This window comes from Roseobacter sp. OBYS 0001 (assembly GCF_019654895.1).
GTDB classification, from domain to species: domain Bacteria; phylum Pseudomonadota; class Alphaproteobacteria; order Rhodobacterales; family Rhodobacteraceae; genus Roseobacter; species Roseobacter litoralis.
This window is the reverse complement of record NZ_BPES01000001.1, coordinates 704,172-719,660: the sequence shown is the minus strand read 5'-3', so window position 1 is coordinate 719,660 and position 15,489 is coordinate 704,172. Positions and strand designations below refer to the sequence as shown.

The window sequence follows — 15,489 nt, the reverse complement described above, 5'->3', positions numbered from 1 at the left end:
TTTCAACAACAAATGTTTGTCAAAATGCGGGTCGGCTCCAAACACCTCCCTCTCAATGCCCTGCAAGGGTTCGAAGCTGCAGCGCGACATCTGAACATGCGGCGTGCAGGCGAGGAACTGAACCTGACACAAAGTGCCGTCAGCCATCAGGTGCGTACTTTGGAGAAGGCGCTGGGGCGTCCTCTGTTCAACGAAAACAGACGACGCCTTGCGCTGACGCCAGATGGAAAACGCCTGCTTGTTGCTGTAAAACAAGGGCTTGAGACTATTTCCGCTGCTGCGACGCAGGTCAGCGAGGATGCGTTTTCCTCAAGCCTCACAGTCCTTGCAGCACCGGCTTTCAGTTCTCAGTGGTTGGTGCCACGTCTGCCTCGCTTTCTCGAACTGTTCCCGGATTTGACATTCTCACTGAACGTTGGGGCCGCTGCGACATCGTCCGACCTCGCTCAGGTCGACGCCGCCGTCGTTTTTAACAATGTTCAATTTCCGGGCATGCGCGTTGAAACGTTGACACACCTTGAAATGTTCCCTGTTTGCGCGCCAGGACCTGATCGCAAGATGGTGCCGGAAGATTTGCATAACGAAACCTTGATCCATGAGGACGACGGAGAGATTTGGGCCCGATGGTTCGCCGCTGTCGGCGCCGAACAGATCAAACCGCACCGCGCGATTTATGCCTCGGGCACTCAGGCCGCCCTTTCACTCGCGATTGCAGGGTCTGGATTTGCAATCAACGATGGCATCATAGGCGCAGAGGCTCTGTCAAAATCATTGGTCGTGCGTCCCTTTGGAAATTTCACGCTTTCATTCGGAGAATACTTAACCGTAACGCCGACATTGGAGCGTACCACGCCCGGTGCCTTGGCTTTTGTAGCTTGGATGCGCCGAGAAATGGCAGAAACTCATCACTATTGAAACGTGGATAGTTCTGAACAGGAGACCGCTCTGCATGCATGACCTGTAAGGCTGGATGCAGACGTTGGCGTGGATGGATTGCCCCAAATCGGCTCGGAAACGCCCTGAGGAAACACAACGGTCTGCAAAATGCCACTTACGATCTCTGCGGCAAAAACAACCGTCGGGGCAACTGCCGCACGAACGTCTGCGCGCCGAAGAAAGCGGTCCATCGCCATATCGTTAGCACCTTCCGCGATGAGGCTTCAAACCCTGCCCGTATCCCATTTGGGGGGAAACCGGTGACTTATAGCTTTGTCTCACGTCCACGACATTGTCCTGAATGCAGCGAAGGTCGGGTTTCCCTGATACTGTAAAAACCTCGCCAAAAACCGACGAACATGTACGACTATCGTGCCCTATTGCAAGTCGACCCTCAATGCACTGGATCCTGAGAGGGTGCGCCGCGGAACAATTTCTTTCTCCCGATACAGGGTTAACCAAATCCTTAGTTCACACTGGTTTTAACGCGCCTCAATCTGACCAACTCTGCGCAACCGCCAAACGCCCGACAGAGCGCGCCATAAGGCAATTTCGTGTTGCACACATAGTGCACACGAATTGGGGCGGTCTAGCCCCCTAAGGGTAAGTACGGGCTAACGGTGGTATTTTGGTGGGCAGAGAGTCTGTGCGCCTAGCGTTAATGAAATCACCAGTTTATCCTCCCGATCAAACTTGGAAAAATCTCGCCAAAGGCGAAAGCAGGGTCGAGATCGAACCACAACCGCTAGGATGCTGCGCACAGCGAAAAATAACACTTTGGTATAGCACCACGGCAAGTGCAAGCAACGGTGCAAACAGGACAAAACAGTGTGTTTGGTGGACACTGTCACAGTGGCGTAAGACGGGAAATCCTGCTCGGATTGGCTTCTGCGAGATAAATCGTGCCATCCGGCGATCCGAAGATTCCATGTGCTCCGTTCAGCACCGGACGCGCACGTCCCAACCGTGTTCCGTTCTGCGATATGCGATGCAGGCTTGGTACCTGATCAGAAACGAATACGTCACCTCCGGCATCCCCCCAGATCCCGACAGGCCGATGAAAGCCAGTCCATTCTTCAAGAAAAACGCCCTCTGCATCAAACACCGGAAGCCGATTATTACACCGGTCCACGACCACAACCCGACCATCGGGCAGGCACCAAAGGGAATGCGGTTCCAGGAATTCGCCGCAACCGCTGCCGAATGCACCCCACGTGGCCAGATGCGTGCCATCAGCGGCAAAACGGTGGACATGCCAGCCCGCGTAGCCATCCGACACATAAAATTCACCGCTTGGCGCAAAAGCCACATCCGTGGGGTGATTGAACGGCGCACCGGGTCCGCCACGTGTGCCGATACCCCCTAACCGCTGTCCATCTGCGGAAAAGAGGATGATTTCATGCATGTCACGGTCGACGATGAAAAGACGCCCATCCGGCGCCGGGGTCATTAAATGCGCATCAGCGATTTCGAGATCGCCCCATGCGCCAAGGTAGTCACCTTCGGGGGACAGCACGATGACGCGCGGGCCAACCGGGTCCACATAAGGGTCGCTGCGCAGCAACACGAGGACGCGGCCATCGCGCAAGACGACGACATCCGACACCTTACCGGCGGTTTGCGGCCACGCCCCAAACGGTCGATCAACGCGGTAACGGGTGTCACCCAATGCAACGACGATCTGGTGTCGGGTGCCGCTCATCCAAGGGGACCGGAATAGGGATGCGTTTTGGTCCAATGACGGGCGATATCAAGCCGTCGCGTGATCCAGACATCGTCATGACCCGCAACATAATCGAGGAAACGTTCCAAACCCGCGGCCCGCGCGGGGTGCCCGATCAGCCGCATGTGCAGCCCGACTGACATCATCTTGGGCGCGCTCGCCCCTTCCCGGTAGAGCATGTCAAAGGCATCCTTGTGCCACTCGAAATAATCGTTGGACGTCGCAAAAGACCCGCAGAATTTCGCATCATTGTTGGTTAGCGAATAGGGAACGACCAAATGCGGCTTGCCATCGGCCTCAGTCCAATATGGCAATTCATCGTCGTAAGCGTCTGAATCGTAGAGGAAACCGCCCTCCTCCACCACCAGCTTGCGGGTGTTCACGCTGGGGCCGTACCGGCAGTACCATCCAAGGGGCCGCTCGCCCAAGGTCTCCCGCAGTGAAGCGATGGCACGTTTGATATGGTCTCGCTCTTCGGCTTCACTCAACTCAAAGTGCTTGACCCAGCGCCAACCATGGCAGCAACAGTCAAAACCCGAGTCGCGAATGGCTTGCGCCGCCTGCCGGTTGCGCTCAATAGCCAGCGCGCAGCCAAAGACAGTCATGGGCAGCCCGCGCTCCTGAAAGAGCCGCATCAGCCGCCAGAACCCCACGCGGCTGCCATAGGCAAAGAGCCCTTCGCCCGCCAGATCACGCCCCTTGATCGCTTGATCGAGGCCGTGGGCGTCGGTCAGTGCGACCTCGGTAAAACCCTCACCGTCCTGAATGGACGGCTCGGACCCTTCTTCGTAGTTCATTACGAAATTGATCGCCACGCGCGCACCATTTGGCCATTTCGGATCCGGCGGGTTGGCGCCGTAGCCGACAAAGTCTCGGGGGTAAGTCATCTGGGCCTCACATGCTCATCCGGCGCGTCAGGCCGGTCAATCGATCCATCACAATCATCAACACGAGCACAGCGACGATGATCACACCGGAAATCGCGGCCACGCGCACATCAAGGGTCGTTTCCATCATGCCCCACATGCGAATGGGCAGCATGTTGGTGCGTGCATTGGACAAAAACAGCGACACCGGCACATTGTCCATGGACGCCACGAATGCCAGAAATCCGCCCGCAACAATGCCCGGCGTGATGATTGGCAGCGTAATCCGGCGGAACGCATAAAGGCGCCCTGCCCCAAGGCTGGCGGAGCTTTCCAGAAGTGCAGGATTGAATTGCGACAGGCTCGCCAGCGTCGTGCGAAAGACGAAAGGCGCGATCACAACAAGGTGCCCTGCAATCAGGTGATTGATCGATGGCCGAAACCCGAGGATCGAGAAAAACATCAACGCCGCCAAGCCGAAGGACAACCCCGGCAAGATCAGGGGTGACATGAAGCTGGCTTCGAGTGCTCGGGCAGAGGTTCCTCTGGACCGGGCCATGGCCAGTGCCGCAGCCGTTGCAAGCAGGATAGCGAGGGCCGTGGCAATCGCGGCAACATAAAGGGAATTCGCCAAGGCCGAATGAATATGGCCCGATTTCACCGGATCAAAAAGCGCCACATACCATTCAAGCGAAAAACCGGGCGGCGGAAAGGTCAACACGCGGGACGATGTGAACGACGTGAGCAGCACGATGATCACGGGGCCCACAAGGATCAGGATGCCAAGTGCTGCAAGGCCGCCCATGACAATGGAATAAGACCGGTCCGAAACCGTGCTGCGATGCGCCATCAGTCTATCCTCGCAAAACGACCAAGCAGGGAAAACAGCATCACGCCGCTGAGCACAGCGACCAGCAAAGTAACGGATGCCACGGCTGCGAAGGGCCAGTCGAAGACAACCATCGACTGCTGCCAGATCAGCGACGGCAGATAGACGAGCCGCGCGCCACCAATCACCGTCTGCGAAATGAACGCGGTTGTCGCCGAGGCAAACACAAGGGTAGCCCCCGCAATCCATCCGGGCAGCGAAAGCGGCAGGATGATGCGGAAAAACGTGCGCCATTTGGAACCGCCAAGCGCGCGGGACGCATCCGAAAGGCTCGGGTTAATTTGCTGCATGACCGTGACGAGCGGCAACAGCATCAAGGGCATCTCGATCTGCGTCAGCGCAATCACGAGGCCCAGTTCCGTTTGCAACAAGTTCAGCGGCGCAGAGGTCAGACCAAGTGTGATCAGGGTCTGATTGACCACGCCCTCGCGCGCGAGGATCACGATCCATGCGAACGTGCGGATCACCACCGATGTCAGTAGCGGAAGCAGGATGATGAAGATCAGAAGTTTCCGCAGGCGCGGCCCGCAGGAAATGAAAAGCAGTGCAATCGGATAGGACAAAACCGACGTCGCGAGCACCGCGACCAGACCCAGCCGCACCGTGTCATAGACCACGCCGCGATAGAATGGGTCACCCCAGAACTTGACCCAACTGTCCGTAGAGAAGGACGCAAAACGATCATCCGCCGCAAACGACATCGCCAGCAGGATGGCGAGCGGTGCCGCAAAAAACGCCAGATATGTCAGACCGAGCGGCGCAGCGAGCCGCCAGTCCACGCGTCCGGGTTCATATGTTGCGGCACCAGCCATGATTATTTGGTGATCTCTTTGTTGAACCGCTCAATCCAACCCGCACGCTGCGGATTGATCACGCTCCAATCGTGAACAACCATATCCGACAACTCATCCACGGATTTGATGTAAAGGGTCTCTGCCAGCTCGACCTGCTTGTTCACCGGGATCATATTGTAGGGGGACAGCTGCAATTGCGACTGGGCTTCAGCCGAGATCGCCGTGTCGATGTATTTATGCGCGGCTTCGACATTTTCCGATCCCTTCGTGATGTGAAGAGACGTCGAGAATGTGATGGCCCCGGTTTCAGGCGCGATAAATTCAATATCCACGCCCTGCGCCTTGAGCGTCGCGACGTTGTTGGTATTGGTATACATCAGATCAATCTGACCCTGTTGGAACAGACCCGGCAAACCTGCGGGCCCGGTGACTGCCGCAACCTTTGGAAGCGCTTCCTGCAGTTTTGCAAAGATCGGTTCCATATCCGTGTCAGATCCGCCAAAGACCTTTGCCATCTCGATCAGGGACACCGTACCGAATGTGGTCTGGAACCCCGTGAGGCCAAGCCGTTCAACATAAGGTGACTCGAATATCTGCTCCCAACGGGTTGGGGGCTCGGGGAAGGCGGTCGGGTTGTAGCACAGCCCAACGACCTGCACGTTGACGGTCGCCGCATCCGCCGAGATCATCCCATCCGGCAGGTTTGCCGCATTAGACAGCATTGAGGCATCAATCGGCTCGAAAAGATCGGCCTCTCTCGCCGCAGCCGTGGGTCCCGGGTCAAGGACAAAACAATCAAACGGCGCAATACCGCGCCCGGCGCGTGCCTTGGTGACCTGATCCACGGCCCATAGCGGATCAAAGGCCACATCCACGCCATGCTTTTCCGCAAGCAAGGGGGCGACGACCGACCGGTAGGCCTCGTCCCAGGTTCCTGGATAGATGGCAGCTGCCAGAGAGTCCGCGGCGCGCGCAGCCGAAAACGGCAATGCTGAAGCCGCGCCAAATGCGGCGGCGCTTTGTAAAAGTCTACGGCGGGAAAGGTCATTCATGGTGGTCTCCTTTGTTGGATTTGGGTTTTTTATGGTTGTTTTCATTTGGGCTTGGGAAAGAGGATCGGGGCGGCCGTCTCAGCCAGCGCGCAATGGCTCGGGCCAAGGGACTTTGCCGCCTCCCCCACGCGCCGTGGCGCTGCAACCTTGATGGTGGCACCATCTGGCGTCTGAACGTCGTGAATGAGCGTCCCGCCCAAGGGCAGGCTCAGCGTGTGCTCGACCGCAAACGCGCCGGGCGCGGGCTGATCCACCAACATCAGCTGCTCAGGCCGGACAGTCAGCAGGACCCCTTCTGCGGTGTTGAAAGCCTTCGACGAGGCCACATGCCAGATCGCGCCATTGTCGAGACGAATGACATAGCGGTCCGCTTCGCGGCCCAGCACCTCACCCGCAAACCGGTTCGAAGACCCGATGAAGTCGTTGACAAAAAGCGTCGCCGGCTGGTCATAGATTTCCACCGGGCTGCCCAACTGTTCAATGCGGCCCTTGTTCATCACCGCAATGCGATCTGCAATTCCCATGGCCTCTTCCTGATCGTGGGTCACGAGGATCGCGGTCAGCGCAAACTGTCTTTGCAGTCGCTTGATTTCGATCTGCATATCGAGACGCAGATTCTTGTCCAGCGCGGCAAAGGGTTCGTCCAACAGCAGGATACGGGGCCGTACAGCAAGCGCACGCGCAAGGGCAACGCGCTGTTGTTGTCCACCCGACAGTTGCCCCGGCTTGCGATTGCCAAAGGCTTCCATCCGCACGGTTTTGAGCATTTCCGACACACGCTGTCGCTGATCGGATTTGGCGTCGCCGCGCGCATCAAGACCGTAGGCGATATTGTCGGTCACGGTCATATGCGGGAAGAGCGCGTAATTCTGAAAAACGATCCCCACCTCGCGACGGTTCGGGGGCAAGGAATCGACAAAACGATCACCGATCTTTACCTGACCTCTGGTTTGTTCGAGGAACCCCGCCACGATACGAAGCAGGGTAGATTTCCCGCACCCGGACGGACCCAAAAGCGCAATCAGTTCCCCACCGGCAACTTCCAGCGTGACATCATCGACCGCCAGTCCATCCCCATAGCTATGCGATATACCATCAAGGGTCAGCGGTTCTCCAACCGATCGCATTCCAGCGTTCGGCGCAATCGACCCTTCGTTGATGTAAATGGCACGTTCCACAGTCTGTCCGTTAAAATTTTGCACAAACACTGCGTATTCGGACCCAAACTGCGCGGCCAGACTTTCCGATCCCCGTGAGAAGACCATCCGGCGACCTGCTCAATAAAATGGCATGCCATTTTGAAAATGCGCAAAAAACAACCTGATGAAGAACCGGGGGCGCTGCGTTTCAGTGGCCCTGAAGGTCCTTGCACCATCCGCTGTAATACCTGCCAACAGGCTCTAACAGGTCTTTGGACAAACGCCGTAGGTTGGCTTCCGTCGGCGTGTCCGGACGGGCCAGCTCAAGTGCAAGTTCCTTGAGGGTCTCGCCGCGGTCAACACTGATGAAACTGCCGTCCCGGTAAACGGTACGCCCGCCGATCATCACCGATGCGACGGCCCCCGCTTTGGCGCGCCGTACCAGTACATCTATCAAAGGCATTGCCGGATCTTGCCATGGGTATGTCACGGCGCGCCAGTCAAGCAGGACAATATCGGCCATGTGTCCCGGCGCAAGCCTACCGATCCGGTCCGCGAAAGGTGTCGTGGCGGCACCGTGTTCTGTGGCCATGCGCAGGATGTCGCCGGCATCGGGGGATGGCGCATCATGTCCGGGCGGGCGATGCAGCGTCAGCGCCAGCCGCATTTCCTGCAGCATATCCCGGTCATCGTTGATCCCCGCCTCATCAATGCCAAGACCCACAGGCACGCCGCTGGCCAGAAAGGCATTCAGATCGGCCGTCCCACTCTTAAGCCGCAGGTTTGACGAGCAGTTATGGCACAAACACGCCCCCCGCTCGGCCACAAGCGCAATGTCATCCGGCGTCATCCAGACCCCGTGCCCGATCGTAAGCTGCGGTCCGATCAACCCAAAGCTGTCCACATGCTCCAGCGCAGAACCCCCGGTCCGCCTTTGCGCATACTCTTGCTGATAAGGCGTTTCCAGCAGGTGCATGTGCAAGGGCGCGCCGGTGTCCTGCGCCATGCGCGCCACACTCTCCAGCGCTGCATCCGACAACCAGTGCAGGTTCGAGGGCGCGATCTGTATTCCGATCAGCGGATCATCTGCCCAGCGTTCGCGCAGCGCATGAAACACCGCGATCTGCTCTGACAGCGGCAGGCCAAAGCCCGCGAGGTATTCTGCTGTCGGTTTCTGCAACGCGGGCGGCAGCGCGGCCACGAATTCCTCGTCAGCGGCGTAAATCATCCGGTTCTGATCGCGCAGGGCAAAGGAATAGCTCGCCCGCATGCCCAATTCGCGATACGCGCCAATGATCGTATCGGCACGGGTAAGCACCGCGTCGGTGTCCCCCGGCGCGCGGCTGTGCAGATGCTGTACGGTGGTCACGCCTGATGAAATCATCTCGAAAGCCGAATAAAGCGTGTCCAGACGCGGACTCACATCGCGCATGGCAAGGCGTTCGGGGAACCACAGCTCCAGCGGCTGGTCGCGCGCACCCATCTGGAACGGTGTGAGACCCACATGATGATGCGCATTGATCAGGCCCGGAATAGCGACATATCCCGCGCCTCCGGTCTCGGGCAGATCCGGATGAGCCCGCCGCAGCGCCTTTGCCGCACCGATCCCGGCCACCCGGTCGCCGTCGATCAGGATCGCCCCCTCCTCGACAATGTGCGGGACCCCACTGGCGTCAAAGCCGGTGATGATATGATCTGCGACGACCAGGTGACGGGTCACTGAACGCCCCCTTGCCCAAGGCGCGTGAGGCTCAGCCGGACGGCAACAGGCAGCGGCTCGATCAACGGGACGGGTGACGTGGCTGACAGGCCGCGCGCGGCTTGCGCCAGTGGCCCGCCCCCGATGACAATTGCGCCTGCCCCCGCGCGGACGGCGCGCGCGCAAGCCTCTGCCAGCGCGTCACGCAGATCAGACGCGTTCAACATCAAGCTGGCAGGGTCGCCCTCTGTGGTCCATGTTCCGATGAATGTCGCATGACCATTGCGAGAAGCCATTTCAGCGATGGGATCCACCAGATCCGGAGTTGTCGTGACGACCGCAAAGGTACGTTTCCCTTCCGCCGCCTCTTGCATACCGGCTTCGGCAATGCCGGTGACAGGCACGTGCAGACGTTCTCGCAGCGCGCTCAAACCCGGATCACCGAAAGCCGCAATGATCACCGCGGACGCCTGCGACAGTTCTGGCGCGAGGGCAATCACCGCTTGCTCTGCCTCAGCCAAGGCCTGCGGATTTGTGATGAGCGATGCCCCGAATGGCGCGGTAAAGCCCCGTATGTCCACGTCGGGCCCTGCCGTTTCCCGCGCAATACGAAGCATAGAGGCGGTCGTGGCCGTCGACGTATTGGGATTGATCAATGCGATCATGCCGGACAGGCCTTATCAAACGCTTCGGCGATGTCGATGCGCCGCGCCAGCCAGAGCCGGTCGCGGCGGCGGTCCAGTTCAGCAAGGATCTGCTCGAACGCCTTGAACCGACCGGGCCGCCCCACAATGCGCAAGTGAAACCCGATGTTGAGCAGGCGCGGCAGGCCTCGGGCGGCCTCCCCCTCCAGCACGTCCAAGGCATCCGTGACGTAATCGACCATGTCCTGCGCCCGCACGAAACCGTTGGGGTGGAAGAACTTCATGTCATTGGCGTCCAGCGCGTAAGGAACGACCGTCAGCCCAGAGGGGTCGCGGTACGGCAGATCATCATCGAACCCGTTGGACGTATACACAAACCCACGCGCCGCAAGCAGGTCGCGGGTCCATGGGCTTTCGGCACCCCGGCAGAAAAAACCCATCGGCGCGGCACCTGTGACTTTTGTGATCGCTGCTGTTGCGCGATCCAGATCGTGGGCTTCGGCTTCGGCGCTGTCATAGTCGGCATGCGGCCGCCAGAGCCAGCCGTGGCAGGCGGTTTCATGGCCGTCCTTGGAGAACACTTGCAAAACAGGCGCAGCGCGTTCGGCCGCGCGCCCACAGGCGAAAACAGTCGCCGGCACACGGTACTGCCGCAAGGCATCTGCCATGCGCCATGCACCCGCGCGGGTGCCATAGGCGAAGATCTGCGCCTGCCCGGGATCCGGTATGCCCTCCGGGACGACGGAGATCACCTCGCCCATCCGTTCACTGACCGGATCGCCATCCAGCACTTGCTGCTCTGCCCCTTCCTCGAAATTGACCACAACGGAAACCGCGAGTTTTGAGCCGCCTGGCCAGGTCAAGGCGGGCCATGCACCGCCATAGCCGATAAGGTCACGGGTCATGTTGGACTATCCGTTGCGAAGGTTTCAGGACAAGGACGGGGCTGCCAGTCTGGCAGTCCGATCGCCTTGCGCCACGCATGTGCGATATCGGCGCGGGTCGCGAGCCAGACGTTTTCATGAGCAAGCACGTGGTCCAGAAAAGCCTCCAGCCCGGCAATACGTGCCGGACGTCCGATGATGCGCGTGTGCAAGCCAATGGACAGCATGCGCGGGGCATCGTCGGCCTCCTGCAACAGCCTGTCGAACCCCGCGATGCAATACCGTGCGAAATCCTCGGCAAAGACGAAACCGCCATTGTTGTAATACCGCATGTCATTGGTATCAAAGGCATAGGGCAGCACCACGTGGGGGCCATGCCCCGTATCAACGACATAGGGAATGTCGTCATTATAGGCGTTGCTGTCATAGAGAAAACCGCCCTGCTCGATCAACAAATCACGGGTGCGCGATGAGGTGGCCGACCGGGTATGCCACCCCAGCGGCGGGGTGCCGGCGCTGCGTTCGATTGCCGCCACGGCGCGCGCGATGGCGCGTCGCTCGGTCTGCTCGTCCATGTGGACATGCCGCTCCCAGCGCCAGCCGTGGGCCGCGATCTCGTGCCCATCTTCGACCGCCTGCTGGGCAATCCACGGCGTGGCCTCCAGGGCGCGACCGCAGGCGTTCAGGGTGGCGGGTACCTTGCGACTGCGCAACGCCTCGCGAATGCGCGGCCATCCCGCGCGCGGCCCATATTCAAAGTGGCTCTCCATACACAGATCAGGCTGGCCTTCGACCCGCTCGACGGCCTCGTAGATATGCTCGTTGCTTTCATCCCCCGCGCTGAGGGAAAGCTCCGCCCCTTCTTCGACATTCACGACGATGGAAACCGCGAGACCCGCGCCATTGGGCCAGCGCATCGCGGGGGGATGCCCTGCATAGCCTGCAAAGTCGCGCGGCTGCGTCATGCCGGCACCCCAACCGCGTCCATGAAACGCTTGCACAGATCCCCGTCCCATTGGATCACATCCTCTGCCGCCGCGTCGCGTCGCATCAGGGCACTGCTGACGATCACACCATCCGCTGCCGCCATCGCCTCGTGCACGTTGTTCTCAGTCACGCCGCCTCCGATCAAGATAGGATTGCGTGTGCCACTGTCCCGCACGGCGTTGATACGGCTCAGCGTGTCGGTGAAACTCGCACCGGTAATGACCAAGCCATCAGCGCCGGATTTCACAGCCCAATTCGCCGCAAAGGGTTGGCTTTCACTGGACAGCGGTATCGCCGTGCGGTCATGAATATCTGCCAGAATAGCGATGTCGGCGCGGCGCAGCGCAGCTCGCATCGCCACAACCTCCGCGCTCAGGCCATCGCGTGGGCCTTGCGCGGTCATGGCACCCCCGACGAACACCTTCAACCGGATGAAATCGGCCCCTACCGCATGCGCCACGCAAAGAGCTGCATTAGGGTCATGCGCCTCAACGATGATACCAAGCCCAAGCTCGGGCACCTCCGAGCGGATCAAACGACCGAGTGAAGCCATCAGTGTAAGCGTGTCGGGCGCTGCGTGCCCTGCGGTCTTGGTCTGATCCTGCAGTTTGATCCAAGGTATCCCAGCCTCAGCAAAAACGCGGGCATTTGCGACCGCGTAATCTTCGTACCATGCGACCGACAGATGCCGGTTCAGCGCGAAATCCGGCAGGTGTAGCGCGGCGATGACGGGTTTATAACAGTCTAATAATTTCAACGGCATAGGCTTGCTTCCTGTTGCAGTACGGCGCGCGCGAGGGTCGTGTCTTCGGGCAAGGCGTTTGCTGCACCGAATGTGCTCACCGTTCGGGCCGCAGAGATCGCGCCAAAGCGTGCCGCCTGCACCGGGTCACCGGTTTCCACAAGTCCGGCCAGAAAGCCACCGCAGAAACTGTCGCCCGCACCGGTCGGATCGCGTGTCGCCACCTCAATAGCCGGCACGTCGACGGGTTGGCCCGCGCTGCGGTCCCAGACCAGCGCGCCCTTTGGTCCCATCTTGACCACGAGGACACCGGAAAAACGCGCGGCCACTTCCGCCAGCGCATCACAAACCGACGCGCCGGGCACCAAGGCACGCAGTTCCACTTCGCTTGGCAGAAAGGCGTCTAACCGCACGAGGATCGGGCCAAGTTCATCGAGCGAGAGATTGGCCAACTGCCAGCCGGGATCCGCTGTTATCACGGCACCCTTCACGGCAAAGAAATCCAGCATCTCGCCGACAACCGCCAGCGAACTCGGGGCCAGATGTATGCCCTGCGCATCGGCCCATGACGCAGGCACCTGCGCCGCAGTTAAGGGGTGTAACACACGAAACCCTGAATACCCGGTCTCGTCCGATTGCGCACGATCCTGCAGCACGCTGCGCCATGCGGCCCTCTGCGCGGGCGACAGCCGGTCCGTCGGAAAACCCGCCTCGGCCAGTGCAGCGCCCGGCGCGGTCAGCCCCTCTTCCCGCCGACCGGCGTCATCATAAAGAAACCAACTGCCCACAGATAAAGTCGCGTCACGCCAGATCACGCCAGCAAGGTCGACGCCCCCAGCCTCCAGCCGCGCGATGGTTTCTTTGGGATAGCTCGCCACTGCACAACTTACCAACCCGACGCGGCGCACCCAGTTGAGCGCGCCTGCGGCAGAGAATGCGCCGTTGCCCCCCGCCACATCAAGCGCGACCGTGCCGTCGGCAGCGACGACATTGTCCACCGTAAGCCCGCCGACCGTGATAAGATCAGGCGTCACGTCACAGACCAAGCCTCGGTGCACCAAGGCCAAGCGCATCGCGCTCTACCGCGGCGTGATACCCAAAGAGGTGCAAAGGCACGCTGTAGATAATCGGCGCAGTCTCGGCAGGCACCTGCGGCAGATGCCAGGCCACATCGGCGATCTCGGCAATTTCCGTCTCGCCCTCGGGGACCAGCGCCACGCAATAGCCCCCGCAGCCACGCGACATGATCGCGGTTTCCAGCGCACGGGCGTGGCTTTCTGCGTCACCCGCGACCATGAACATCGGATCGCCCGCTTTCTGTGTGCGGTAATGGTGATACTCTTCCAGCGGGAAGGAATAGGCGTGAATGGGGGCCAGTTCCTTCAGCTTGGCCGCGCCGAACTCAGCCGGGGCAAAGAAAGGACCCGCCCCCGTCGTCAGGATAAGATCGGCGCGGGCAAGGTGCTTTGCCACTGCTTTGGCGGGCTCGTAAAAAGCCTGCGCCACGGCATCCACCTGACCCGGCAGCGCATCGAGGGCAGCATCAAGCGCGCTGCTGTCACCGCCTTTCGCCTTTTGCACCGACGCCGCCATCGCGAGCATCAGAGCCATTGCGGCCGTGCTCGATTGCGTGGGCCAACCGCCCCGTGTCGCGCGGATATGCAAAGCACCTGGGCATTGTTCCATCAACGGGGACCCAAGCGTGTTGGACAGACCAATCGTATATGCCCCCCGCGCAGCCGACGCGGTCAGCCCTTCGACCACCGGCTCGGTCTTTCCAGAAGAGCTCAGCCCGATCACCACGGTTTCCGCATCGATCGTGTGCAAGCCGTAGGTGGCGAAGTCGAACGCTTCCACAGGCTCGCAGGGCGCGCCGAGTGCCGCCTCGATGGCGGGACGCACACCGTGACCTGCGATCCAGCTGTCGCCGCATCCGACAGTGACCACGCGACGGATCGTCCGCCCCGCAAGGTCGCGCCCGATATCCGCAAGCGGGCCCTTGTTTGCCGCAAGCGTGGCGCTGATCGCCTCCCCTTGCGACATCATCTCATGTTCGGTCAACGCGACACGGCGAAACCGTTCCGGATCGCCAGCCGCATCCGAAGACGACTCGCGCCGGATTTCTTTCAATCTTTGCTCGATACTCATTGGGCTCTCCGTGATTGACCGCCAGTATAGGGGCGCATCGAAAAAATGTGGCACTCGACGCGCCTTTTTGATATTTGTCATATTGAAATGAAATGCAAGTCTTCGAAAGTAAATCTAAATGGATAATCTGCATAATGCTCCTTTAACGCACAGGCACCAGCGCATCCTGGAGATTATCAACAAACAAAGCATCGCAGACGTCGGCCAGCTCTCGGATGCACTCGGCGTTTCCACAGTTACCATTCGCTCTGACCTTGATGCGCTGGACAAACGTTTGCTCTTGCGACGGGTCCGGGGTGGCGCAATGGCCATGCAGGCCGCCCGCTTTGAGCGCCCGGTTGATGTACCCACGCATAGCTTCACATCCGAGAAAGAACGCATCGGCGCTGTCGCCGCTGGCATGGTGCGCAGCGGCGAAACCATTATCCTCGATGCAGGAACAACCACACTTGCCATGGCGATGGCTTTGCCCGACGACATCGAGGACGTGGTGGTCATTACTTCCAGCCTGGACATTGCAATTGCGCTTGAAAAACACCCCGGCGCGACGGTTTTCGTCACGGGCGGCAAACTCAAGAAATCCGGGCGAAATCCAAATTCCCGCTCCCTTGTGCCGCCTTTTGCCGGGCTGCTGCTGGATCACCTGAACGCCGATTTCGCCTATTTATGCTGCGCAGGTATCGACGCGGAACGCGGCTTTACCAACGCAAACCTTGAGGAGGCAGAGGTGAAACGCTTTATGATTTCAGCCTCGCGGCGCTGCATCATGCTAGCGGATCGGGGCAAAATCGGGCACGTCGCCGGCGCGCGGATCGCCCCCATTCAGGATATCACAACACTTGTAACCGATCGCAAAGCGAACCCCACTGAAGTGTCTGCGCTACAAAAATCGGGCCTGAAGGTTGTTCTTGCCTGAAATGAACTGCCGCTTTTTTGTGCGCAATGCTTCGAGGTCATCAACAGCGAAAAAATTATCAGGTTTTTTT

General features: G+C 59.8%; 15 protein-coding genes. 2 read left to right on the top strand and 13 right to left on the bottom strand.

Annotated elements, in window-relative coordinates; genetic code table 11:
• Positions 1-12 precede the first annotated feature (12 nt).
• On the top strand, positions 13-915 hold the full coding sequence (locus K5Q35_RS03480) for a LysR substrate-binding domain-containing protein (RefSeq protein WP_013961650.1): 903 nt from the start codon (positions 13-15) through the stop codon (positions 913-915).
• An 868-nt stretch (positions 916-1,783) separates the two neighbouring features.
• Here the strand turns inward: K5Q35_RS03480 and K5Q35_RS03475 are convergent.
• The 13 genes from K5Q35_RS03475 to K5Q35_RS03415 all read right to left on the bottom strand — a co-directional run bounded on the left by K5Q35_RS03475 (position 1,784) and on the right by K5Q35_RS03415 (position 14,503).
• Positions 1,784-2,638 carry a peptidase gene (locus tag K5Q35_RS03475; protein WP_220798451.1) on the bottom strand — a complete coding sequence of 285 codons (855 nt, stop codon included), beginning with the start codon at positions 2,636-2,638 and terminating at the stop codon, positions 1,784-1,786.
• On the bottom strand, positions 2,635-3,546 hold the full coding sequence (locus K5Q35_RS03470) for a polysaccharide deacetylase family protein (RefSeq protein WP_220798450.1): 912 nt from the start codon (positions 3,544-3,546) through the stop codon (positions 2,635-2,637). The genes K5Q35_RS03475 and K5Q35_RS03470 overlap by 4 nt, the downstream gene beginning before the upstream one ends.
• A gap of 7 nt (positions 3,547-3,553) precedes the next feature.
• Positions 3,554-4,375 (bottom strand): ABC transporter permease, encoded by an 822-nt coding sequence (locus K5Q35_RS03465; RefSeq protein ID WP_220798449.1) that lies wholly within the window; start codon positions 4,373-4,375, stop codon positions 3,554-3,556.
• Positions 4,375-5,226, bottom strand: a complete 852-nt coding sequence (locus K5Q35_RS03460; protein ID WP_013961645.1) for an ABC transporter permease — start codon at positions 5,224-5,226, stop codon at positions 4,375-4,377. The genes K5Q35_RS03465 and K5Q35_RS03460 overlap by 1 nt, the downstream gene beginning before the upstream one ends.
• 2 nt (positions 5,227-5,228) lie before the next feature.
• Positions 5,229-6,260, bottom strand: a complete 1,032-nt coding sequence (locus K5Q35_RS03455) for an extracellular solute-binding protein (protein WP_013961644.1) — start codon at positions 6,258-6,260, stop codon at positions 5,229-5,231.
• A gap of 41 nt (positions 6,261-6,301) precedes the next feature.
• Positions 6,302-7,438, bottom strand: a complete 1,137-nt coding sequence (locus tag K5Q35_RS03450) for an ABC transporter ATP-binding protein (RefSeq protein WP_259650441.1) — start codon at positions 7,436-7,438, stop codon at positions 6,302-6,304.
• 169 nt (positions 7,439-7,607) lie between these two features.
• On the bottom strand, positions 7,608-9,119 hold the full coding sequence (locus tag K5Q35_RS03445) for an amidohydrolase family protein (RefSeq protein ID WP_220798447.1): 1,512 nt from the start codon (positions 9,117-9,119) through the stop codon (positions 7,608-7,610).
• A complete protein-coding gene (locus K5Q35_RS03440) occupies positions 9,116-9,763 on the bottom strand; it encodes an aspartate/glutamate racemase family protein (RefSeq protein ID WP_220798446.1) in 648 nt (215 codons plus the stop codon). Before K5Q35_RS03440 ends, K5Q35_RS03445 begins: the two co-directional genes overlap by 4 nt.
• Complete coding sequence (locus tag K5Q35_RS03435; RefSeq protein ID WP_220798445.1) at positions 9,760-10,647, bottom strand: polysaccharide deacetylase family protein; 888 nt, start codon at positions 10,645-10,647, stop codon at positions 9,760-9,762. The genes K5Q35_RS03440 and K5Q35_RS03435 overlap by 4 nt, the downstream gene beginning before the upstream one ends.
• A complete protein-coding gene (locus K5Q35_RS03430) occupies positions 10,644-11,591 on the bottom strand; it encodes a polysaccharide deacetylase family protein (RefSeq protein WP_220798444.1) in 948 nt (315 codons plus the stop codon). Before K5Q35_RS03430 ends, K5Q35_RS03435 begins: the two co-directional genes overlap by 4 nt.
• Entirely contained in the window at positions 11,588-12,376 is a 789-nt protein-coding gene (locus K5Q35_RS03425) for a BtpA/SgcQ family protein (RefSeq protein ID WP_220798443.1), read from the bottom strand. Before K5Q35_RS03425 ends, K5Q35_RS03430 begins: the two co-directional genes overlap by 4 nt.
• On the bottom strand, positions 12,367-13,389 hold the full coding sequence (locus K5Q35_RS03420) for a carbohydrate kinase family protein (RefSeq protein WP_220798442.1): 1,023 nt from the start codon (positions 13,387-13,389) through the stop codon (positions 12,367-12,369). The genes K5Q35_RS03425 and K5Q35_RS03420 overlap by 10 nt, the downstream gene beginning before the upstream one ends.
• Before the next feature lies 1 nt (position 13,390).
• Positions 13,391-14,503: an SIS domain-containing protein gene (locus K5Q35_RS03415; protein ID WP_220798441.1), complete on the bottom strand. Its 1,113-nt coding sequence runs from the start codon at positions 14,501-14,503 to the stop codon at positions 13,391-13,393.
• Positions 14,504-14,621: 118 nt separating this feature from the next.
• Between K5Q35_RS03415 and K5Q35_RS03410 the strand changes: the two genes are divergently transcribed.
• Positions 14,622-15,419, top strand: a complete 798-nt coding sequence (locus tag K5Q35_RS03410) for a DeoR/GlpR family DNA-binding transcription regulator (protein WP_220798440.1) — start codon at positions 14,622-14,624, stop codon at positions 15,417-15,419.
• Positions 15,420-15,489: the final 70 nt, after the last annotated feature.

Coding starts and splice junctions, on each gene's coding strand:
- K5Q35_RS03430 (WP_220798444.1), bottom strand. CDS start 11,591: ATGACGCAGCCGCGCGACTTTGCAGGCTATGCAGGGCATCCCCCCGCG.
- K5Q35_RS03415 (WP_220798441.1), bottom strand. CDS start 14,503: ATGAGTATCGAGCAAAGATTGAAAGAAATCCGGCGCGAGTCGTCTTCG.
- K5Q35_RS03475 (WP_220798451.1), bottom strand. CDS start 2,638: ATGAGCGGCACCCGACACCAGATCGTCGTTGCATTGGGTGACACCCGT.
- K5Q35_RS03410 (WP_220798440.1), top strand. CDS start 14,622: ATGGATAATCTGCATAATGCTCCTTTAACGCACAGGCACCAGCGCATC.
- K5Q35_RS03465 (WP_220798449.1), bottom strand. CDS start 4,375: ATGGCGCATCGCAGCACGGTTTCGGACCGGTCTTATTCCATTGTCATG.
- K5Q35_RS03460 (WP_013961645.1), bottom strand. CDS start 5,226: ATGGCTGGTGCCGCAACATATGAACCCGGACGCGTGGACTGGCGGCTC.
- K5Q35_RS03440 (WP_220798446.1), bottom strand. CDS start 9,763: ATGATCGCATTGATCAATCCCAATACGTCGACGGCCACGACCGCCTCT.
- K5Q35_RS03455 (WP_013961644.1), bottom strand. CDS start 6,260: ATGAATGACCTTTCCCGCCGTAGACTTTTACAAAGCGCCGCCGCATTT.
- K5Q35_RS03480 (WP_013961650.1), top strand. CDS start 13: ATGTTTGTCAAAATGCGGGTCGGCTCCAAACACCTCCCTCTCAATGCC.
- K5Q35_RS03470 (WP_220798450.1), bottom strand. CDS start 3,546: ATGACTTACCCCCGAGACTTTGTCGGCTACGGCGCCAACCCGCCGGAT.
- K5Q35_RS03435 (WP_220798445.1), bottom strand. CDS start 10,647: ATGACCCGTGACCTTATCGGCTATGGCGGTGCATGGCCCGCCTTGACC.
- K5Q35_RS03425 (WP_220798443.1), bottom strand. CDS start 12,376: ATGCCGTTGAAATTATTAGACTGTTATAAACCCGTCATCGCCGCGCTA.